The 19,468-nt window shown below is 59.9% G+C and carries 24 protein-coding genes and 1 pseudogene; 17 read left to right on the top strand and 8 right to left on the bottom strand.

Features of this window, described 5'->3' with window-relative positions; genetic code table 11:
- Both BLR85_RS30035 and BLR85_RS24540 read right to left on the bottom strand, forming a co-directional pair.
- Positions 1 to 140, bottom strand: a pseudogene (locus tag BLR85_RS30035) (integrase); the annotation flags it as partial.
- A 563-nt stretch (positions 141 to 703) separates the two neighbouring features.
- Positions 704 to 1,474 carry a helix-turn-helix transcriptional regulator gene (locus BLR85_RS24540; protein ID WP_093163665.1) on the bottom strand — a complete coding sequence of 257 codons (771 nt, stop codon included), beginning with the start codon at positions 1,472 to 1,474 and terminating at the stop codon, positions 704 to 706.
- A gap of 91 nt (positions 1,475 to 1,565) precedes the next feature.
- Here BLR85_RS24540 and BLR85_RS24535 point away from each other — a divergent pair, with 91 nt between their 5' ends.
- Genes BLR85_RS24535 through BLR85_RS24515 form a run of 5 tightly spaced genes read left to right on the top strand, consistent with a single transcriptional unit; the run spans position 1,566 to position 6,432 of the window.
- Complete coding sequence (locus BLR85_RS24535; protein ID WP_425284509.1) at positions 1,566 to 2,729, top strand: ABC transporter ATP-binding protein; 1,164 nt, start codon at positions 1,566 to 1,568, stop codon at positions 2,727 to 2,729.
- A gap of 34 nt (positions 2,730 to 2,763) precedes the next feature.
- Positions 2,764 to 3,927: an ABC transporter substrate-binding protein gene (locus BLR85_RS24530; RefSeq protein ID WP_093163661.1), complete on the top strand. Its 1,164-nt coding sequence runs from the start codon at positions 2,764 to 2,766 to the stop codon at positions 3,925 to 3,927.
- A gap of 38 nt (positions 3,928 to 3,965) precedes the next feature.
- Entirely contained in the window at positions 3,966 to 4,817 is an 852-nt protein-coding gene (locus BLR85_RS24525; RefSeq protein WP_093163659.1) for an ABC transporter permease, read from the top strand.
- A gap of 7 nt (positions 4,818 to 4,824) precedes the next feature.
- On the top strand, positions 4,825 to 5,646 hold the full coding sequence (locus BLR85_RS24520) for an ABC transporter permease (protein WP_093163657.1): 822 nt from the start codon (positions 4,825 to 4,827) through the stop codon (positions 5,644 to 5,646).
- 27 nt (positions 5,647 to 5,673) lie between these two features.
- A complete protein-coding gene (locus tag BLR85_RS24515) occupies positions 5,674 to 6,432 on the top strand; it encodes an SDR family NAD(P)-dependent oxidoreductase (protein WP_093163655.1) in 759 nt (252 codons plus the stop codon).
- Positions 6,433 to 6,800: 368 nt separating this feature from the next.
- On the opposite strand, the gene BLR85_RS24510 is transcribed toward BLR85_RS24515, so the two are convergent.
- Positions 6,801 to 7,070, bottom strand: a complete 270-nt coding sequence (locus tag BLR85_RS24510) for an EamA family transporter (protein WP_483060756.1) — start codon at positions 7,068 to 7,070, stop codon at positions 6,801 to 6,803.
- On the opposite strand from BLR85_RS24510, the gene BLR85_RS24505 reads away from it, so the two are divergent.
- The 6 genes from BLR85_RS24505 to BLR85_RS24480 all read left to right on the top strand — a co-directional run bounded on the left by BLR85_RS24505 (position 7,054) and on the right by BLR85_RS24480 (position 13,516).
- On the top strand, positions 7,054 to 7,935 hold the full coding sequence (locus tag BLR85_RS24505; RefSeq protein ID WP_244520861.1) for an aldo/keto reductase: 882 nt from the start codon (positions 7,054 to 7,056) through the stop codon (positions 7,933 to 7,935). The two genes, BLR85_RS24510 and BLR85_RS24505, sit on opposite strands and share 17 nt — an antisense overlap.
- A gap of 831 nt (positions 7,936 to 8,766) precedes the next feature.
- Positions 8,767 to 9,468 carry a hypothetical protein gene (locus tag BLR85_RS24500; RefSeq protein WP_139188540.1) on the top strand — a complete coding sequence of 234 codons (702 nt, stop codon included), beginning with the start codon at positions 8,767 to 8,769 and terminating at the stop codon, positions 9,466 to 9,468.
- Positions 9,461 to 10,366: an SdiA-regulated domain-containing protein gene (locus BLR85_RS24495; RefSeq protein ID WP_093163645.1), complete on the top strand. Its 906-nt coding sequence runs from the start codon at positions 9,461 to 9,463 to the stop codon at positions 10,364 to 10,366. The genes BLR85_RS24500 and BLR85_RS24495 overlap by 8 nt, the downstream gene beginning before the upstream one ends.
- Positions 10,367 to 10,463: 97 nt before the next feature.
- A complete protein-coding gene (locus BLR85_RS24490) occupies positions 10,464 to 11,141 on the top strand; it encodes a protein-tyrosine phosphatase family protein (RefSeq protein WP_139188539.1) in 678 nt (225 codons plus the stop codon).
- Positions 11,142 to 11,151: 10 nt separating this feature from the next.
- Positions 11,152 to 12,591, top strand: coding sequence for a hypothetical protein (locus BLR85_RS24485; RefSeq protein ID WP_139188538.1), 1,440 nt, complete (start codon positions 11,152 to 11,154; stop codon positions 12,589 to 12,591).
- Positions 12,584 to 13,516 (top strand): metallophosphoesterase family protein, encoded by a 933-nt coding sequence (locus BLR85_RS24480; RefSeq protein WP_170844747.1) that lies wholly within the window; start codon positions 12,584 to 12,586, stop codon positions 13,514 to 13,516. The genes BLR85_RS24485 and BLR85_RS24480 overlap by 8 nt, the downstream gene beginning before the upstream one ends.
- A 170-nt stretch (positions 13,517 to 13,686) precedes the next feature.
- Here BLR85_RS24480 and BLR85_RS24475 read toward each other — a convergent pair whose 3' ends face one another.
- From BLR85_RS24475 to BLR85_RS28725, 4 genes are all read right to left on the bottom strand, one after another.
- Positions 13,687 to 13,995, bottom strand: coding sequence for a hypothetical protein (locus BLR85_RS24475; protein ID WP_093163636.1), 309 nt, complete (start codon positions 13,993 to 13,995; stop codon positions 13,687 to 13,689).
- Between the two features lie 31 nt (positions 13,996 to 14,026).
- Positions 14,027 to 14,293 (bottom strand): hypothetical protein, encoded by a 267-nt coding sequence (locus BLR85_RS24470; RefSeq protein ID WP_093163634.1) that lies wholly within the window; start codon positions 14,291 to 14,293, stop codon positions 14,027 to 14,029.
- Between the two features lie 10 nt (positions 14,294 to 14,303).
- A complete protein-coding gene (locus BLR85_RS24465; protein ID WP_093163631.1) occupies positions 14,304 to 14,861 on the bottom strand; it encodes a hypothetical protein in 558 nt (185 codons plus the stop codon).
- A gap of 269 nt (positions 14,862 to 15,130) precedes the next feature.
- Entirely contained in the window at positions 15,131 to 15,595 is a 465-nt protein-coding gene (locus tag BLR85_RS28725; RefSeq protein ID WP_068317214.1) for a hypothetical protein, read from the bottom strand.
- 131 nt (positions 15,596 to 15,726) lie between these two features.
- On the opposite strand from BLR85_RS28725, the gene BLR85_RS24455 reads away from it, so the two are divergent.
- From BLR85_RS24455 to BLR85_RS24430, 6 genes are all read left to right on the top strand, one after another.
- Entirely contained in the window at positions 15,727 to 16,242 is a 516-nt protein-coding gene (locus tag BLR85_RS24455) for a DUF805 domain-containing protein (protein WP_068317230.1), read from the top strand.
- A gap of 44 nt (positions 16,243 to 16,286) precedes the next feature.
- On the top strand, positions 16,287 to 17,057 hold the full coding sequence (locus tag BLR85_RS24450) for a hypothetical protein (protein ID WP_093163627.1): 771 nt from the start codon (positions 16,287 to 16,289) through the stop codon (positions 17,055 to 17,057).
- A gap of 110 nt (positions 17,058 to 17,167) precedes the next feature.
- Positions 17,168 to 17,578 (top strand): hypothetical protein, encoded by a 411-nt coding sequence (locus tag BLR85_RS24445; RefSeq protein ID WP_212635153.1) that lies wholly within the window; start codon positions 17,168 to 17,170, stop codon positions 17,576 to 17,578.
- A gap of 76 nt (positions 17,579 to 17,654) precedes the next feature.
- Positions 17,655 to 17,873: a DUF3955 domain-containing protein gene (locus tag BLR85_RS24440; RefSeq protein ID WP_068317222.1), complete on the top strand. Its 219-nt coding sequence runs from the start codon at positions 17,655 to 17,657 to the stop codon at positions 17,871 to 17,873.
- Positions 17,870 to 18,244 (top strand): hypothetical protein, encoded by a 375-nt coding sequence (locus BLR85_RS24435; protein ID WP_093163621.1) that lies wholly within the window; start codon positions 17,870 to 17,872, stop codon positions 18,242 to 18,244. The genes BLR85_RS24440 and BLR85_RS24435 overlap by 4 nt, the downstream gene beginning before the upstream one ends.
- A gap of 52 nt (positions 18,245 to 18,296) precedes the next feature.
- Entirely contained in the window at positions 18,297 to 19,076 is a 780-nt protein-coding gene (locus BLR85_RS24430; protein WP_093163619.1) for an AAA family ATPase, read from the top strand.
- A gap of 63 nt (positions 19,077 to 19,139) precedes the next feature.
- Here the strand turns inward: BLR85_RS24430 and BLR85_RS24425 are convergent.
- The coding region (locus tag BLR85_RS24425; RefSeq protein ID WP_139188418.1) for a transposase at positions 19,140 to 19,468 on the bottom strand (329 nt) is incomplete at its 5' end.

The raw sequence follows: 19,468 nt of genomic DNA, 5'->3' as shown, positions 1-19,468 counted from the left end.
CGGTGCCGCTCGGCAAGCTCGAGCCGTACCCGAATTGCCCAGACATGCTTCGGCAGCAGCGGTCTCTTCTGGCCGACAACTCGTCCCTTGTTCCAAGGTGGCCGGCAAGCGCGAATGGCGGGAAGGTTCACGTTTTCCATGACGTTTCCTCACATCCGCCACTCCCTTCCACAGCGCCAACCCAGCGTTGGAAAATAAGCATACTCCCCTCGGGAGCCGCCCAGCAGTGAGGACGACGAAATTTTGGGTAGAGGTGTGAGGCAGCTTTATCAAGTTCTTGCCATTCGCTGCGGACGCATCTCTCCAGATTCGCACAGCCTGAGGTCCGGAATGAAGGGCGGAAAGCGGACGTTTGCCGCGAAACCAAACAACGGCGGCTCCACAGGGTTCGCTTTCACTTCTTGAAGTTCAACAGGTGATTGGCTTGCGCCCTTTTTGGAGGGGTTTGGTCGACAGCACCGCGAATGATCCAAGCCATCGTCGCCGCGGATGAGCGGTTTCTGCAGCCGCTCCCATCATTCCTCCGTTCGTTGCAACGATAGCGGAGCGAATGGTCTCTCGTCTCCGGGACTTTGCTATTTCACTGTTCGACAGATGGTCCCTTCTGCGTTCACCTATGTGAAGCCACTAAGGTCGCCCTCTCAACAGGTTTGGTCGCAATGATCTGCTCTGAGAGCGTGCAGCCAAATGTGGTCCGCAACACTTACTGGAGTACCTCGTCAATGAACTTCGAGAACAGCTCGCCCTGAGAATTGATGCGCAGTTTCGCGTAGACGTTTCTCCTATGGATTCGGACAGTTCCGGGCGATATCCCGAGGATCGTACCGACTGCCTCGGCCGAATGGCCCTTCAAGGTGAACTCGACGACCTCGCGCTCCCTTGGCGTCAGCACTCCCTCTCCGAAGGCCTGAAACGCGTGATCAACCCGGTTGCGAAGACCGTTCGTTGCCGCGCCGCCTTCCATGTTAGGAAAATCGGCCCAATGCTTCCGGCCGGCTGCGCACACCAGGGGCCATAGTGCGCGCAGGTGGCGAATCTCCTTGGCGGAAAAGGATTTGTCGGCCCGCATCAGTGAGACCACGACCATGCCTGCGCCAGATACGTCGATGAAATAGCCGATCTCCTCGGCCAGCCCGGTTCGCGCATAGTAACTGCGGAAATACTCGCCCTGGTAGAATCGGTCTGGGGCGATTTCGCGCATCCTGTGGAGCCCCGGGGTGATCGGGTCGGTCGCAGCGAGGAAGAACGGGTCGAGCACATAGGGTCCGGCCTGATAGTCCTCGACGAAGATCCGCCGCTTGCTCCTGGGGAAATCGTCGTAGAGATCGATGGGCGCATCTGTTCCCACATGGCCGAAGACCACAGTGAAATCAAACGGAGCAACCCGACGCAACCCGGCGGCAAGGGTGGCCGGAAAGGTCTTCGTCCCGATCTGCTCGACCACGTTGCCTGCGTCTTCCATCCATTCAAACACACCGCGCTCCGAACTCTGAGAAAAGGTCGTTAGTACCTAATTTGTGATATATACAGCCGTTCGGCAATCTTGTTAGATTTTTCTTGTTTGAGTGGTATGCCATCTGGCGACTAATAATCAAGCAAAAGGAAAACGGCAGTATATGAGCTTTGACATGAGCGTCGCCATTCAGACCATTGCGGAACTTCGTGGAGTAACCAAGATCTTCGGGGATGTTGTTGCCGCCGACAGCTTGGACCTGGCAATTGGTGAGGGAGAGTTCCTGTCGTTTTTGGGGCCGTCCGGTTGTGGAAAAACCACCGCATTGAGGATGCTCGCGGGATTCGAGAAGCCGACCAAGGGGGAGGTGTTGCTCGACGGACAGGTGGTCAACGACCTCGATGCGCACCGTCGCCCGGTGAACATGGTGTTCCAGCACTACGCACTTTTTCCGCATCTGAGCGTGTCCGACAACATCGCCTATGGATTGCGTCAGCAGCGACCGCGCATCGAAAGGAAGATCATATCTGCGAAGGTTGAGCAGGCACTGGAAACAGTGCGCCTCGGCGGTTTCGGCCCGCGCCGAATCTGGGAGATGTCGGGTGGGCAGCAACAACGTGTTGCGCTGGCCCGCGCTATCGTCAACGAACCGAAACTGCTTCTGCTCGACGAACCCATGGCTGCGCTCGACCGCAAACTCCGCAAGGAAATGCAGATTGAGCTTCAGAACTTGCAGCGCCAACTGGGAATTACCTTCGTTCTGGTCACCCATGACCAGGAAGAGGCGCTCTCCATGTCCGACCGGATATGCGTGATGGAGGGCGGCCGTATCGTTCAGGTGGGAAGCCCGCGCGAACTGTATGACACGCCCCGCAGCCGGTATGTGGCCGGTTTCGTCGGAACGTCGAACTTCTTCGATGCGACGGTCACGGATGCCTCTCCGAACCACATCACCGTGCAGATGGCGAGTGGCCGGCAGCTGCATGGCACCCCCGAGATCCCGATCGATACTGGACAGGCGGTCTGCGTGAGCATCCGTCCGGAACAGATAGCCCTGACACGCGCAGAACGGGCGGCCGAGGCCGCCCTGCCGGTCACGATCCACAACCGGATCTTCCTTGGAGAACACACTGAGTATCTCGCGCGTAACGAAGCACTTGGAGATTTTCTCGTGCTCGTACCGCGGCAGGCGGAATTGAACGAGGGAACGTTCAATGCAGGAGAGCAGGCTTTCGTCTCGTGGGACGAGGGCGCGCTGCTGATCCTTGAAAAATGACCAATCCCGCAATCCAACAACAGAGAGGTTCACGATGACCAAGGATAATGGGACGATTTCCAAGCAGAAGTTCATGCAAGAACTTCGCCGCTACCAGAAAGGGTCGGTCACCCGGCGGCACTTTCTTGGCGTAACTGGCCTCGGTATGGCCACCACGGTTCTGGGCACAGCGATGCCCGGCCTGCTCCCGCGCCCGGCTTTCGCGGCTGGCGACATCGGCGATCGCGTGATCCTCGCGACCTGGCCCAACTACCATGACGAGATGAACTTTGAGGCCTTCACCGAGGCGACCGGCGCACATGTGCAGGTCAATGTCTTCGGCTCGAACGAGGAAATGCTGGCGAAACTTCAGGCCGGCGGCTCGGGCTGGGATGTGTTCGTTCCGACGAACTACACGATCACCACCTATGTCGGCGAAGACCTGATCATCCCGCTCGACACCTCGAAGCTACCGAACTACGACGCGGGTTCCTTCGAGCAGCGCTTCTCCGACGCTGGCTCGGTCGATGGCACGCTCTATGCAGTTCCGAAGAACTGGGGCACCACTGGCTTTGCGGTCAATACCAGCAAGCTCGACGGCGCGCCGACACCGACCACCTGGAAGGAATTCTGGGATCTGACCATGGCTGGGTATTCCGGCCGGACGATGGTGCATGACTACCAGCTGACGACTATAGGCAACGCGCTGAAATATTTCGGCTATTCCTTCAACTCGGTCGAAGAAAAGGAACTGGCGGATGCCGAGAAACTGCTACTCGATGCCAAGCCGCACCTCTTTGCGATCTCGTCCGATTACCAGCCGCCGATGCGCAACGGCGATGCGTGGATGACCATGTGCTGGACCGGCGACGGAAAGCAGCTGAACGTCGACATGCCCGAGATTGCCTTTGTTCTCGGTGCCGAGGGTGGCGAACTCTGGTCGGATTACTACGCGATCCCGAAGGGCGCGCCGCATATGGACGCTGCCTACGCCCTGATCGATTTCCTGCTGAACCCCGAAGTCAATGCCAAGGAAGTCCTTGCCCATGGCTATCCATCGGCTGATGCGCGGACAAACGCGCTGCTGCCGAAGGAACTGCTGGAGGATCCGATCCTCTATCCGGCTGCCGAGCTTCTCAATGCGCTCGAGTTCGGCGCGGCGGCCACGCTCACCGATCCGAACCGGGCTGAACTGCTGGCCCGCTTCAAGTCGGCCTGACCCACGCAAACACTACTCACGGACAAGACGAGGATCGCATGACTCAACGCGGGAGAAACGCGCTCTTGCTTACCCCGGCTGGCCTATGGTTGCTGGTCATGCTGGTACTTCCACTGCTTGTGGTCTTCGTCTTTTCATTTGGCGAGCGGGGGGCCGCCGGTGGCTATGTTCCGGCCTTCACGCTGGAGCAATATGCCAATCTGCCGGCGCGCTGGACGGCGTTCAAGAACACCTTGATCCTTGCGCCCCTGGGGACGATCGCGGCGCTCCTGATAGCCTATCCGCTCGCGTATTTCCTTGCCGTGCGCTGTGCGCCAAGATGGCGAACCTCGATGTTGATCCTGGTGATCGTGCCGTTCTGGACCTCTATCCTGATCCGCTCCTACGCCTGGATCTTCATCCTCGGTGGCCGGGGCCTGCCGGCGCTTCTGGAAACCATCGGCATCAACGACGTGCGCTTTATAAACACGCCCTTCGCGGTGCTCGTGGGCATCGTCTACGGATACCTGCCCCTGATGGTCTTCCCGATCTTCGTCAGCCTAGACAAGCTCGACAAGCGGCTCCTGGAAGCCTCGGCTGATCTTGGCTCGACGCCGTGGCGCACTTTCCGGCAAGTCACCCTGCCGTTGTCGACCCCAGGCGTCGCCACGGGCTGCATGCTGGTCTTCATCCTGCTGATGGGCGAGTTCCTGATCCCCGCGATCCTTGGTGGCGGAAAGGTCTTCTTCGTCGGCAACGCACTGGTCGACCTGTTCCTGCAATCACGCAACTGGGCCTATGGCTCCGCGGTCGCAATGACGCTGGTGATCATCATGCTGATCACGGTCTCGATCTATATGAAATTCATCTCGCGGCTGGGTGGCCACCGTGATGATGTCTCGCTGATGTGAGGGTTCGATGCGCCTCTACGCTGTCTGCGTCTACCTGTTTCTTTATGCACCGATCGCCATTATCGCGTTGTTTAGCTTCAACGCGGGCCGTCATGCGAGCCAGTTCACGGGCTTCTCTGCGCAATGGTACGGCAAGGCGTTGAACAATCCATTCGTGATGGACGCGCTGCAAACGAGCCTCATCGCGGCCTTCCTGACGGCCTGCTTTGCCTCGGTGCTGGGAACGATGGCGGCGATTGCCCTTCAGGGTGTGACCGGCTGGCTGCGTACCCTGTTCGACGCACTCATCTATATCGCGATCATGATCCCGGGCATTGTAATCGGCATTGCGACGTTGATCGCGCTCGTGACGGTTTTCGGCTGGCTCAATCCACTTGTCGCGGCGCTCTGGCCCGAGGGTGGGACGCCGCCTCAGTTTTCGATGGGCATGCACACCATTGTCGCGGCCCATACGATGTTCACGATGGCGCTCGTCATCATCATTGTGCGCGCGCGCCTGTCGGGCATGGATCGCTCGCTGATGGAGGCCTCGGCCGATCTCTTCGCGACACCGTGGGGTACCTTCCGGCAGGTGACGCTGCCGCTCATCGCACCGGCGATCCTCGCGGGCTTCCTGCTCAGCTTCACCTTCTCCTTCGATGATTTCATCATCGCATTCTTCGTTGCCGGTTCGGAGACGACCCTGCCTATTTACATCTTCTCATCCATCCGGCGCGGCGTGACGCCAGAGATCAATGCCATCGGCACCATGGTCATGGCGGCGTCTTTGCTACTTCTCGTGTTGGCGCAGGTGCTTCTGCGCCGCGGGGCGGCGAAGTCAGCCGGATAAGCTATCGAAACAAGGGAGAAACGCGACATGCGACTTGCAGGCAAGGTCGCGCTCGTTACGGGCGCAGGTTCGGGGATCGGTCGGGCCGGCGCAGCCGCCATGGCCCGGGAAGGAGCCCAAGTTATTGTCACGGATCGCGACGCCGGGCTGGCGGATGCGGCCGCAAACGAGATCTCCGAAGCAAGGTATCGGGCAAGCGCACTTCAACTGGATGTCACCGACGATATCGCGCTTGCCGGGGTGATCGATGGCGTCGTGCGGGAGTTCGGGCGGTTGGACGTCTTACACTCCCACGCGGGGCTTCAGGTCGAAGGCACGCTGGAGGAAGTTGACCCAGCCGGAATGGATGCCTCCTGGGCGCTCAATGTGCGCGCCCACTTCATAGCTGCCCGGGCCGCCGTGCCACATATGAAGACGCAAGGCGGCGGCAGCGTGATCATCACCGCCTCCAACTCCGGCGTCCAGTACGACCGAGGGATGATCGCCTATGCCACCACCAAGCATGCGGCCGTCGCCATGGTTCGACAGATGGCGGCCGACTATGCCGCCCACGCCATCCGCTTCAATGCGCTTTGCCCAGGCTTCGTTGACACTCCCTTTAACGCAGGTTTCGAGAAACAGATGGGTGGGCGCGCCGAGCTGGAACGCTACATCGCCGAAGCGATCCCGATGAAACGGTGGGCATCCGTCGAGGAGATAGGTCATGGGATCGTGTACCTGGCCTCTGACGAATCCGCATTCATGACCGGGCAGGCCTTCGTGATCGATGGTGGTGAGTGCCTGTAAACTCAACATTGGTTGTCTAAGGGAAGAGAAGAAATCTGGGGAACTATCAGATATTGCTGCGCACCGATCTGTTCACATGCACCAACGAGGCTCTCCGCGACCACCAGTTCAGCGAGTTCGGGCAAGACGAAAAACGTAACTGGATGAGATGTCCGTCGTAAAACGCGAAAGAAATGTTTCTGTCCACGTAAACTGCTTTTACCTTACGGCAGCCATTCGATTCGGTTTGCTCGAATGACTGCGATGGGCCACAAATTGCCGACCATGTCAGTTGCGGCATTCCTCAGGAAGGGCGGGAGCAGCCATTCGCCGCGTGTCGCAGCAACGGCAGGTCAGCGGATTAAGCTGCTGTCCGAACGGCCGACAATTCAATTTCCGATGGCCAGCTTCCTCTCTCGGCGGATGAGGTAGAGGCCCGTGGTGATGATGATGACAGCGCCAATCCATGTCCAGAGATCAGGCAGTTGATCGAAGACCAGCCAGCCCCAGAACGTGCCCCAGATGATCAGGCTGTAGTGCATCGGCGCCAACACCGAGGCCTGCGCGATTTCCAACGACTTAATAATCGACAACTCGCCCAGAGCCGCGAAAATGGCCATGCCGAACAGCAGCCCCCACTGCATGTCTGTCACTGGCATCGTCCACAAATACGGCAACGGCAGCGACAGTGCCAGGACACTGGCAAGCGCCGTATACGGGTTGGGAAGGTCGGAAGAGATCGTCGGAAAGGCTATCGCCGGCCGCCGGGATGAGGTTGTCCTGTCGACCAAATGCGGGCTGGTCTGGCACACGGATAAGGGAACGTTTAAGTTCGTTCAGGCCGACAAGACTGTCCATCGCTATCTCGGCCGGGACTCCATCGTGTTCGAGGTCGAACAGAGTTTGCGGCGGTTGGGCACCGATCGGATCGACCACTACATCACTCACTGGCAGGATGGGACCACCCCTGTCGAAGAGACAATGGAGGCGCTACTGCAGCTCAAGGCACAGGGCAAGATCCTGTCCATCGGAGCGTCGAACACCTCGCCTGAAAGCGTGAGAGCCTATCTGGCTGCTGGCCTGCTCGACGCGGTGCAGGAGAAGTTCAATATGGTGCAACGCGGGATCGCCGATGACCTTGTGCCGCTGTGCATCGACAAACGCGTTTCTGTCCTGAGCTATTCCTCACTCGCGCTCGGCCTTTTGACGGGCAAGATGGGCCCGGACCGGAAGTTCTCGGGCGACGACCTGCGCATCGACAATCCGCTCTTCTCGGTTGCATCCCGGAAGAAGGCCTCGGATTTCACCGCGCAAATTGCCCCGATCGCCGAGGAACACGATGCCAGCATCGCGCAGGTCGTCATCGCTTGGACGCTCGCGCAGCCTGGCATTACCTTTGCGCTCTGCGGAGCACGCAATGCCGATCAGGCGCGGGACAACGCCGGAGCGGGACGGCTTCGCTTGTCGGGTGATGAACTCTCTGCGATCGACCAGGCTTGCGAGGCGCATCTGAAACACATCTGAACGCCTCTCATCTGCACCAACCTGGTCCCGAGAACGAACCGCTCAGGCATCATCGCGGCGCCGGAGGCCCGGATTGCCTCATGGGCAAAGGTTGCGATCCGAGGGCCTGACGGGGTCGGCATCGTTTGGTCGGAATTGCGATTGCCGCGCCGCCTTCGAATGGCCGGTTCAGAGAAGCCGAAACGGGCCACACAAGCAGGCGTGAACGTCCGGACCGGGCCGAAAGCGACGGGTCGTGAAGCGTGAGTAATTGCAAAGACGGGATTGCTAGAAGCGACGCGAACGGCCCACAGCCGCCGTTCATCGCCATGGATTGGCTCGCATTACGGGTACGTCAAAGCGGTCTTGCGTCGATCATGCAGCATGATCGTCCTTCTCATTTCTGTGTCAGGGAGGTACTCGAATGCTAAAGAGCCATTCCAGAAATCGCTCACAGAAATCACGACCGCTTCCATGTGCAAAGTGAGGAACCGCCGTGTGGACGAGCAAACCGGAATCGTCGATTGCAGATCGTGCTCGTCAACGGAGGCGGTTTCACCGGTGATTTTGCTGCACCGTAAAAGGGTCCATCCATCGAAACCTTGGAGATGATTTGGAACCATCCAAGTCGAAGAGGCTTGGCGCTGCGGACCCCGACATGTTGTGTTGCAGAGCAAGAGGTGTTTTTCATGGTATTGGCCGGATCGGCATGACGCCACAAATTCAGCGGAGAAGAATTACGCCATGATTTCGTTGGAACCTGCAGCAATCCGGAGCGGTTCTGAGCCCGTGCGACGTGGGGCCGGACTGTTGCTTTCCCTTCTGTTTGCAAGTTTCGGGATAGCAACTCCGTTGGCTGCGCAAGTCGATCCCTCTGGTATGCTCGCCGAAAACCTTAAGGTGACCGGCAAAGGATGGGGCCAACTGACCGACCTGCAAGAGATGGGACAGTTCCTTCTCGGCCTGATCGAGGTAACTGCAATGACCGCAGTGATTGCCTACCATCCGGCTACCCGCACGGACCGACGAAAACTGGCCGAGTACCAGGTTCCCGGCACATTGTTCGTCTACGCATTGATCGGCATGGTGGTCGGCTTCCTGGTGATGAACCACGGCGCAATCATTGGTTTCGTGATTTTCGGCATTGGCGGGTTGCTGCGCTTTCGCACCGATGTGGACAAAATGTCGGACACAATGCGCCTGATCCTTGTGACGCTGGTCGGGCTCTGCGTTGGACTCGATCTGCCCGTCATGGCGCTGATCACTACGGCAAGCGCCTGGGCGATCGTGTATGTGTTCGGTGCCTCGCCGCATCATGTCGTCGAGGTGAAATTCGCCGACAAGCATGGCACACCGCAGGCGCGGGAGGATCTGGAAACCGGTCTGAGATCTGCCGGGTTCTCAATTGCCGGACTAAGCAAGGCAAAGGCCAAGCACACCTTCTCCTTCACGGTCGTCGGTGGCCGGAGCGGAACTCGCGACATCCTTGTTCAGGCGATGATGGAACTCGACGCCGCGAACCCGGACCTCATGTCCGATTGGCACCTTGCATGACCTCACCTTCGCGATGATTTCTCGGGTTCTGAAAGCTGGCTTGGGCGTGCTTGCCCTGACAGGTCCGGCAATGGCCGATTGTGGTCATCCCTCCGTCAGGTTCCTGAAAAGCGACCGGATCGCTGACAAGGCGTTGGGATTTTCCGAACCGTCCGGGCTTTCGTTGACCGAGGAGGCCGATCGATTTCTGAGCGTCAGCGACGACATGCCGGCGCTGTTCATGCTCGATAACGATGGCCGGCACCAAACACCGCCCGATGCGATTTTCAACGTCGAAGACCTTGAAGGGATCGTGTTTGACCCCGTCGGAAACCGTATCCTCGCCGTGAGCGAGAGCGCTGCCGGTGTCCTGGTGATAGACCGCCAATCAGGCGAGTCTGAGTTGGTCCTGCTGGCGGATATGAAAGGCTACAAACCCGTCAGGAAAGCCTTCAAGACCTCCGATCCCAATGACGGTCTGGAAGGGATTGCCATCGACCCGGAGCGTGGCCGGGTCTACCTGCTCAAGGAAAAACGCCCAAGGCTTCTTCTGGAACTGTCCTTGGATCTTTCCGAGATCTTTCGGGTGACAGAACTGACGCCCGCGCTCGGCTTCATCGATGACGACCAGTCGAACCGTCACCTCGACGTGTCCGGCCTGACGCTTGATGCGCCGACCGGATGCCTCTGGATCGTCAGCGACCGGGCCGAACGGCTGTTTCTGTTTGACCCGGAAGGGAAAAGCCCGACTCGCAGCTATTCGCTTGGCTGGCTCGACGGAGAAAAACCGCGCAAGCTTCCCCATGCCGAAGGTGTCGCCCATGATGCGCGCACCGAGCGCCTCTACATCGTGAACGATAATGGCAAGGCATCGCGCCTGTTCACCTTCGAAATCCTTCGGGACGGCGGCGGACAGTAGCAATTCCCTACTCGTACTGCCGAAAACATCTGGACCGATACCAATTCGTGGCTACCCTGACCCGAACGCGTCGAACCAAACGAACAGGATCACCATGATGTCAGCCCGCTCCCGCGTCGTTCGCAATTGCGTCTCCTTGCTCGCGACCCTTGTCGTGGCCACGTTCGCGGCTTCGACGACAGACGCGTCGGACTACACCGCGCGCAATGGCGGCCCGAGCAGCAAGCAGATGCTCGCCCGCTCCAGCGGTCCGGCCGAAGGGCTGGCCTTTTTCCGTCCTGTCCTTTCCGGGGTGCTGTACCGCTCCGGCTTCCACGGGGGAGACAAGGGCCGCACCGGCCTGAGTACGGCCCAACGGGAGGAACTGTGCAAGGCCGGGTTCTCCGGCGCGCGCTATATCGATTTTGGCAAGAACACCAAGTACGGCACGACGCAGTGCGGCGGCCAGAGCCTCGACTACCAGGGTGGACGCTCGACGAACACCGCCGACATCATGCGCCAGGTCCACGCAACGATCAAAAACCCCGGAGCCGGTCCGGTTCTGGTGCATTGCATGTGGGGGGTGCACTCCTCCGGCGCGGTGTCGGCCATGGCGTTAGTCCAATTCTGCGGTTGGAGCGAGGAGCGGGCCAAGAAATACTGGGACGACGCACGTAACGGTGCGGATTGCTCCGGCGGCTGCTCCACCTGGATCGACAAGCATTTTGCCAAGTTCAAGGTCGACCCTTCCCTGAAGATTTCCAGCGCCGAACAGGCCGCGACCTGCCCGAAATAGGAGCCCGGAAATGAGGGAGGGAATATACGCAGCCGTCGCATCACTCATGGCGACGATCGGCACGGCACAGGCTTCGGACGCCGTTATCGGGGAAGAAACGACCTTCACCAGCCCGAACGGCGTGGAAGAGAAATGCGTGCAGATCGCGCCGATCCCCGGCGGGTCCTACAGCAAGGGCGATGCAAAGGATGAGGCCGACTATTGCGGTATCGATTTCTATGACGCCTCGGTCGCCCTGTGCCCCAAGACTTGGAGCACCAGTCCGGGCATGATGGTCTATGACGTGAGCGACGGGAATTATGCGGGAAACCGCGCGGAGTTCGAGCGCAATGCCTGCAAGGAAGGCAAATCCGCCAAGGAGCTGGCGGCGGATGATCTGGCCAAGTTCAAATCGACCATGAATGCCAAGGGTACGAGTGGAACCTTCGCGCCCTCTTCGCTGCTCTACTACCATTTCTCCCGCTATTTCGACGCAACGGTCAAAGTGCCGGTGGCGGTCTGGCGCAGCATGGACGCGAAGATGCACCAGAGCGAGGTGGCCGAACCGGGTCTTTCGCTGTCCGGCAGCCGGTCGAGCGGTCGAATGAACCATGAAGGTTGGCGCACCTTTGCGGCGGCGGACCGCGATCCGGCGAGCTATCTCCCAACGGACGAGCTGTTCACCTCCGACCGCAAGCAGATCTATGGCGTGCTGTTGTCGAGTCCCGGCCATCGCTACGGCTCGGAGATCAACGGCACCCGCAAATCCGGCTGGGGAAAGGGCCAGAACGAGGATTTCCAGATGACGCCGGCTTTCCTCGCCCTTCGGTCGGAGAAGTCTCTTGAGGAGGCGATTGCCGAGGGCCTGCGCGATGGGCGGAAGGACCGCCAGATCGCAAAGGATCTGGGTGAAGACGGAACCCCGCAGCAGATGGTGTTCTGGATGAAGGAACTGACCGAGATCGTTCTTCTGGATTTCATCTTCAGCCAACAGGACCGCGTCGGAAACATCGACTTCACGCCCTATTACTACTGGACCGAAGACGGAAACCTGAAGTCAAAGAAGGCAAAGCATCACGAACCGGGGGACGGTTCGATTCCCAATGATGCCGTGCTGCTGCGCCGAACCAACCTCAACGACAATGATGCTGGCGGGCGGGTGCAATATGCCAATTTCGCCAAGAGCACGCAGATGCTGGAAAAGCTGCGCCATCTTGGTCCCGGGACCTATGCAAGGCTGATGGCGCTCGATGCCGACCTGAAGGCGCAGGGGCCGATCTACCAATGGGTCGCCACGAGCGTTGGCCTCGACAACGGGCAGGTTGAGCAAATCGTCAAGAACACCGCATTGGCCGCGGGCATTCTTCGAGTCAGCTGCGAGGCCGGAAAACTGTTCTTCGACCTCGATCCCGAGACCTATTTCGTCACCGGAAAGGTGGATGCTGTCGAGGTGGCTTGTGATAGTGCGTAGCGCCTTCTGGACTGTCCTTCTGTCGCTGGTCCTTCTTGCCGGCCCGGCCTCGGCATTGCGCGTGGTGGTGATCTCCGATCTCAATGGCTCCTACGGCTCGACCAGCTATTCCAAGCGCATTCCCGTCTCGATCCAGCGGATCATCGCGTTGAGGCCGGACCTGGTGATCTCAACGGGGGACATGGTGGCCGGCCAGCGCAAACCTGTCCTCAGCGAAGGCGAGGTCCGCGCCATGTGGGCGGCGTTTCATCGCGTGGTGAGCGACCCGCTTTCCAGGGCCGGTATCCCGCTGGCGGTCACCCCCGGCAATCACGACGCCTCGGCCTATGGCGGTTTCGAGGGCGAACGTCGAATCTTTGGCGAGGAGTGGCGGGCGAGAAAGCCCGCGCTTCGTTTCTCCGACGATTCCGACTACCCGTTCTTCTACGCGTTCGAGATGGGGGGCGTGCGCTTTGCCTCCCTCGATGCAACAACGCTCGGGCCCCTGCGTGGGGACCAGATGGCGCGCCTTTCCAGGGTCGTGGCGGGCAGTGGACCGGCGGTCACGTTCAGCCACCTGCCGCTCTGGCCATTCGCCCAGAAACGCGAGCGGGAGATCATCGGAGATCCGGCGCTCGAGGCGCTCTATCACAAGCTTGGCGTCGATCTGCACCTGTCCGGGCACCACCACGCCTTCTACCCCGGCTGGAAAGATGGCGTTGCCTATGTCTCCCAAGCCTGCCTCGGCGGCGGGCCGCGCGTTCTGATCGGCGAAACCGTTCGCAGTCAGCACGCCTTCACCATCCTTGAGTTCGAAGGAGGCGCATTGAGTTCGGTGAAGGCCTATGCCGGACCCGACTTCCGTACGCCGATCCAAACCGAGGCACTTCCTGCACAGATAAAAACCGGTAAGGCGACTCTGAAACGGCTGGACCTTGCGAAGTAAAACGCGGTCGCGGCGCCAAGCCGCCTCCGCGTGAAAGGCTCCTAGGTGTCGGTCTGGTCGACCGCCGGCGAAGACCGGCAATCGATCCAATCTCTAATCAAGCTCTGAAACCGGGCGCCTCGATGCCCGGAAAACGCGGGAAGAGCGGTTCAGATGCGCCGCAGTGGCGCCTAGCCGGCTTCCTGCAGCTTTTGCATGAACTCGGCGCACTGGTCGGCGCTGCCGATCATCTGTTCGCCTTCCGCCAGTTCGGCCTTGCCGGAGATGTCCTGCGCAGCGCGGTTGAGGACCTGGTCCACTTGTTCGGCCGTCAGAAGACCCTCTTCCTTTGCTGCCTGCACCGTGGCGCAGATGCCCGAGGACAAGCCCGTCGCGACGCCCACGCCCATCATTGCGCCGCCTCCGAGATTGAGCCCACCCCAGGCGCCGACACCAAGGCCGACGACCAGACTGATGAGTGCGATCCCTATCTTTCCCATGTTCCGTTCCTTCTTGTTGGTAGCGAGGCAGCTAGCCCTGCCAACGGGTCCGTCCACAGATCAATCGCAGCAGGACCAGGTTCAGGGCGGGCGCGGCGGCTCCGAGCCACGGCCAGAGAGCTTCCGGGAAACCTTCGATCATCAGGTTCCACGGCAAACCCAGCGGGATCAGGAAGATCCCCGACAAGGGGTCGCGGGTTTGACCAAACCATCCGAAGGTTCCAACCAGGAACAGGAAGAGCGCCAGAATGTACGCTGCCAGGAAGGCCCAGACAGCGAATTTGCAAAACCTGCTCATGGTCGATGGATCACTCGATCCCGAAGATCACGTTATAGCCGGCATCCGTGCTGCCATTGTTGACGACCTCGATCACGTGGTCTCCGGATTGCCAGAGCTGACCGCGGTATTCCTTGTCCGGCGTCATGAAATCCAACAGCGCGGAGCCGTCTGGATTTTGGATAAGGTAGCCGAGGCTGCCGCTCTTCGGCGCAACGCGGACGTAGAGGAATTGGCCATCCTTTGCGCCGAGCACGTAACGTGTCGAACTGCCCGGTGTGAGAGATGCCGAGATCTCCGCGCCGGTCGAACCTGTGTCGAATCGAACCCGCTGGGTATCCGTCGTCGGTTTCGCGGCCCCCGGGCCCGACATCGCACCGCCGCCATCATCGGCCGCTTCCACGACCGACAGTTCGCCAATGGCGCCATCCTTGTAGGCGATGCAGCGCCAGACCGTTCCGCCACCATCTTCGAGCATCACTAGCGTTCCGGCTTCGGAGAACTCCGAACTCAGCACCTTGCCGGACGCTCCGTCAGGTCCGCCGACCACCCTGAGCTGATCGATGCACGCGTTGTCCGCATCGGACATGGCAATCGCCGATCCAGCAAGCAGGGGAGTTGCGAGTAGAGATATGCAAGTGACGAAGGCCAAATGGCGCATGTGCTTCCTTTCTGGAAAATCCGGCTTCACAAATATTTCGAGCCAAACACTCGAGTGAGTTCCACTCAGCCTGCAATGCGTTCGGATTTGGGACAAGCGGTTTTCCACATCGTTAAGGATGACCCGGCGGCGCGCGTCTGCCAACATTCAGGGAAGTTCGCACCGGGAGAACCTAGCACGCTTGTGTGACCTCTCGCTCAGAGGCCGTCCAACCCTAGACCTTGGGCGAGGGACTCGGCCTCGTCCCTGTCCAACGCAATGACGAAGCGGTCACCTTCAATGCCTTCGGCGATGTTGACCGAGCGGACCAGGTTTCCATCCACCCGGATGTCGAGTGTGCCGCCTACAGAGGCCTTGGTGAAGGCTGCGAGGGCCGCGGCAACGTCAGTGGCCAATCTCAATTCCACAAGCGTCTGGCCGTCCGGATCGTCGCGGAACTCACCGCCGACAACCCCCCGTGCCGTTATCACGATCGGTCCAAGCTGAAGGGGGGCCGTGGCCTTTTCGACCACGCATATCGGGTGGTTGCCGGGGTTCCGACCGCCGCCCAGATCGAGGCACTGGTCGAGATACGCCGCCTTCTGCATCTCCGAGCCGGCCCAGAAAGCGGCCGCGAGCGCTGTGATGAGGATGGCGGCCGATGCTTTTCGTCCCAAAGGCATCCAAAGTCCTCCCTGTTTGAAACCTCGTCAAGGCGGCTGGGAACGCCTGAGCTTGGGGCTTGACCTGTGCTGAATGCTTCTATGTGCTGATAGAACGACATGAAAAGAAACACGGATGGGAGATGGTCGCCATGGGGTTCGTGCAATCGATCAAGGTCTGCCTTTCGAAATACGTCGTCTTTTCAGGACGGGCGACGCGGTCCGAATACTGGTGGTTCGCACTCTTCGTCATCCTGAGCAGCATCGTCCTGGCATTTATTGACCAGGCGATCTTCGGCACCAACCCGGACACCGGCGAAAGTGCCAATATCCTCAACTCGGGATTTCAACTCGCGGTCCTTTTACCGATGCTCGCCGCCGGCTGGCGCCGTTTGCACGATACCGGGCGCCCGGGATGGTACCTTCTCCTGCCAATGGCCCTGGGGGTCGCGACCATGATTGCGCTCCTGAGCGGTGTTGCAGTTTTCTCGGTCCTGGAAGGCGGCGTAGACGACCCGGAGGTGCTGCGTGGACCAGCGGCATTCCTCGGCTTGACCGGGATGATCGTGGTGTGGGGGCTGCAACTAGTCCTGTCTGTCATGATGATCTGGTGGCTGACCCGGCCTTCGCAGGAGGGGGACAACGCATATGGCCCACCCGCGGCGTGAGGGACGTGCCAGATTGACCTGTCGATGATGGAGGGGAAACAGAAATGAAGCGCAAGATATCCTTGGGGCTGGCCTTGGCCGTCGGTGTTGCCACGCCTGTTCTGGCCGAGTGGACTTTCGTAGCCGGCCCAACGGCCAATGCGTTCATTCAATCCAACGACTCGACGCTGGAACTTCAATGCGACCGGATCCGTTTCGCGCCCGCGGGCTATGAGGACAGCGAGGACATCGTGGCCAAGCAGGGCCTGTCCATCCGTTTCATGAAGGACGGCACGACCGAAGTTGGTGCCTTCCAGGTCGGGAAGGACAACGGCAACGTTCAGATCGTTGACAATTTCCCGGTCGAGATCTCGTTCAACGATGCTCAGGATTACGGCTTCGTTCTGGATCAGTTGGCGGCAAATGCCTCGGTCAACCTTTCCATGATCGATCAGGACGTCACCTACGGGATCTTCGACCTGACTGGGTCGAGCGCGGCCATCAAGTCGCTGAAATCTGCCTGTGGCGGTGCGGCACAGGAGACAGCGAGCACTGAGGCTCCGGAGGGCGTGGTTTATTGCGGCGGCGGTGCAGTGAAACGCCAGATCGAATACGTGATCCTCGACACCCCGGATGGCGAATGGAATGCCTTGCTGACCGTCAATGGCGAGGTGACCCGCGCGATGACGGCCTATAGCTACTTCGGCAATGCAGAGGCGCCGAAGGGGTTTGTCGTCGCGCTCCTTGGCGAGGATCGATCGGAAACGCTGGTCTTTCAGGATGGTGGCAAGGACTGGCTGGAATATGGGGATTACCAGCATGACAAGTGCAACTGATGCTCTGGCGTGACGTGAAACCGCAGAATCGGGCGGTCAAACCCTTGAAGTTTCTCGGGGTTTGCGCCGCATTGTGGCTTGCTCTGATTGCGCCGGCATCGTCCGCCGATATGTCCGATCTGCCCGAACAGCTGCAGCAAAAAGTCGAGACGGCCCGGCAGGCTTGCGCAGATTTCGAAAACGGCGCCTTCCTCCTCGAATGGGGGGCCGTTGACCGGGTCGATCTGGACGGCGACCTGAGCCACGACTGGGTGCTGAACGAGCGCGGCTTCTCCTGTTCGACGGCCGCATCGCTTTACTGCGGCACCGGTGGATGCATGTCGCATTTCCTCGTGCAAGATGCCCTCCATTCCCTGTTGAACCAGGGATGGAGCCTGGCAGATCTCGGGCCGAACCGGGTTCTTCTGGCGGATGTCCACGGCTCGCAATGCGGCGGAATCAACCCGACGCCGTGTGTGACGGCCAGCACATGGGACAGCGACGAGAAACAATGGCGAACGACAACCGCCGAGTGGGAGTGACCCGCGTGGGAAGACCGATCGGCCGCCCTGAAACGTTTTGCACTGTCCCGCGCGGCGTAGGACGGAACGTGCGACTGTGAGCAAGCTGACGCTCATCTCTCTTGTGTTGCTAGGTCTGGGCCTTGCGCTTTGGGCGGGATACGCGGCCCAGGGATCATATGTCGACGAGGATGGCATCCTGCAGGAGCCTTTCCACCTGCTGGCCCTTGGCTGGCTTTTCGTTCTGGCCGGAGGCTTCACCTTGGTAGGTGCGCTTGTTTTCGGGATCATCAAGAAATGGAGGACCCCAAAATGAAGACCCGCTTCACACATCGCGATTCCTCCACCGACCGGTTTGTGCCGTCAATTAACGCAAGCACGCGCCTGAGCGCTGTCGGCTTGCTGTTATGTGCCGGAATGTTCGCCAGTTGCAGCGAGCCGGCGCCGAGCGGCGGGATCAGCGAGCCAGACCCCGATCTGGTTTTCGTGAGGGGCTACCGTTCCGCTGATGACGACTGCAAACTCACCGGCGAGTCCGCCTTTACGGTCGAATTCCTGGATGATGCGGCAGACCTCGTCACATGCTCGACGGGGAGCGCAGCGGCAGCAACGTTGGTGTCCGAAACCTCGGCCTCGTTGGTCACGCAGACCAATAGCTACACTCTCTACTCCGTGCCGCGCCGTTGAGCCGGTCGCCTCTTCGCCCTTCCCGACCGTCTTGTAGCAGCACTGGCCATAGATGAGCCGTCGCAGAGCAAACACCAAGCTGCCCGCGCCGTTTCTTCAACGCATCGTCCTGCGAGACGACATCATGGCGCGCAAATCCGGCTACCCCTACGACTTTCCCTGGTTGGACAGCGACGCGTTCGAGTTGCGTTTCACGACCCCGGTGACCATTCTGATCGGCGAAAACGGCACCGGGAAATCGACCTTGGTGGAGGCCATTGCGGCGCTCAGTGGCTATGACGAGGCCGGGGGCGGCAAGGGCTATCGCCCCGTCGATCACGCCCGCGCGATAGACCGGAGCGGTGCCGGGCTGGCCGACGCACTCCGGGCGAGCTGGCTCCCCAAGGTGACAAATGGCTGGTTCTTCAAGGCGGAAACCTTTTTCTCCGTGGCCCGCTACCTCGATATCGCCGCGCAGGACAGTGGCAATGCGCCCCCGGACTTTCTGTCATGGAGCCATGGCGAGGGCTTCGTGAGGTTCTTCGAGGAACGCATGTCGCGGCAGGGCATCTATTTCATGGACGAACCAGAAAGTGCACTCTCGCCGAAGCGACAGCTGGAGCTGCTGGCCATTCTCGACCGCATTCAGGAGAGGGCGATCTCACAGGTCATCCTCGCCACCCATTCACCGATCCTCATGGCCTTGCCAAACGCCCGCTTGCTCGAAATCACGCGGCACGAAATTGCCGAAACGACACTAGAAGAGACCCAGCACTTCAAACTCTACCGCGCCTTCACCCAATCGCCGGCAGAGTTTGTCGCCGATGCTCTTCGCGAAAAGAAGCCGGAATAGCTCCGCTCTACACTCGAAATGCAGTCTCGTCTTACGGTCGCAGTACATTAGAGCGTGTCGCGTTTAATCGGCCTCATAGCCTGCGGCTTTGAAGTAGTTGTAGCATTCTTCGTCCGAGAAGAGGTTGCAGACCTGTCCGACGGCGGCCCAGAGTTGGTCATAGGTTCGCGCGGCGGCCTTCCTGATCAGTGTCTTGAGTTTCGAGAAGGCCATCTCGATGGGATTCAGATCTGGGCTGTAGGGTGGCAGGAACAGGAACCATGCACCAATCGCGCGTAGGGACGCCGCTGCGGCCGGGGCTTTGTGGCTCGACAGGTTGTCGAGTATGACAACGTCGCCTTCGCGCAGCGTCGGCCCCAGTTGGGTTTCGATGTAGAGGGCGAACATTTCGG

Source organism: Aliiruegeria lutimaris, assembly GCF_900099935.1.
GTDB lineage: Bacteria > Pseudomonadota > Alphaproteobacteria > Rhodobacterales > Rhodobacteraceae > Tropicimonas > Tropicimonas lutimaris.
The sequence above is the reverse complement of the archived record's forward strand: the minus strand, read 5'-3'. Positions and strand labels throughout refer to the sequence as shown.

Bases quoted from the DNA above. Each gene is read 5' to 3' on its own strand.
- BLR85_RS24530 (WP_093163661.1), top strand. From the start codon at position 2,764: ATGACCAAGGATAATGGGACGATTTCCAAGCAGAAGTTCATGCAAGAA.
- BLR85_RS24525 (WP_093163659.1), top strand. From the start codon at position 3,966: ATGACTCAACGCGGGAGAAACGCGCTCTTGCTTACCCCGGCTGGCCTA.
- BLR85_RS24520 (WP_093163657.1), top strand. From the start codon at position 4,825: ATGCGCCTCTACGCTGTCTGCGTCTACCTGTTTCTTTATGCACCGATC.
- BLR85_RS24515 (WP_093163655.1), top strand. From the start codon at position 5,674: ATGCGACTTGCAGGCAAGGTCGCGCTCGTTACGGGCGCAGGTTCGGGG.
- BLR85_RS24505 (WP_244520861.1), top strand. From the start codon at position 7,054: ATGTCTGTCACTGGCATCGTCCACAAATACGGCAACGGCAGCGACAGT.
- BLR85_RS24510 (WP_483060756.1), bottom strand. From the start codon at position 7,070: ATGCCAGTGACAGACATGCAGTGGGGGCTGCTGTTCGGCATGGCCATT.
- BLR85_RS24490 (WP_139188539.1), top strand. From the start codon at position 10,464: ATGTCAGCCCGCTCCCGCGTCGTTCGCAATTGCGTCTCCTTGCTCGCG.
- BLR85_RS24485 (WP_139188538.1), top strand. From the start codon at position 11,152: ATGAGGGAGGGAATATACGCAGCCGTCGCATCACTCATGGCGACGATC.
- BLR85_RS24475 (WP_093163636.1), bottom strand. From the start codon at position 13,995: ATGGGAAAGATAGGGATCGCACTCATCAGTCTGGTCGTCGGCCTTGGT.
- BLR85_RS24470 (WP_093163634.1), bottom strand. From the start codon at position 14,293: ATGAGCAGGTTTTGCAAATTCGCTGTCTGGGCCTTCCTGGCAGCGTAC.
- BLR85_RS24465 (WP_093163631.1), bottom strand. From the start codon at position 14,861: ATGTCCGATGCGGACAACGCGTGCATCGATCAGCTCAGGGTGGTCGGC.
- BLR85_RS28725 (WP_068317214.1), bottom strand. From the start codon at position 15,595: ATGCCTTTGGGACGAAAAGCATCGGCCGCCATCCTCATCACAGCGCTC.
- BLR85_RS24455 (WP_068317230.1), top strand. From the start codon at position 15,727: ATGGGGTTCGTGCAATCGATCAAGGTCTGCCTTTCGAAATACGTCGTC.
- BLR85_RS24450 (WP_093163627.1), top strand. From the start codon at position 16,287: ATGAAGCGCAAGATATCCTTGGGGCTGGCCTTGGCCGTCGGTGTTGCC.
- BLR85_RS24445 (WP_212635153.1), top strand. From the start codon at position 17,168: ATGTCCGATCTGCCCGAACAGCTGCAGCAAAAAGTCGAGACGGCCCGG.
- BLR85_RS24435 (WP_093163621.1), top strand. From the start codon at position 17,870: ATGAAGACCCGCTTCACACATCGCGATTCCTCCACCGACCGGTTTGTG.
- BLR85_RS24430 (WP_093163619.1), top strand. From the start codon at position 18,297: ATGAGCCGTCGCAGAGCAAACACCAAGCTGCCCGCGCCGTTTCTTCAA.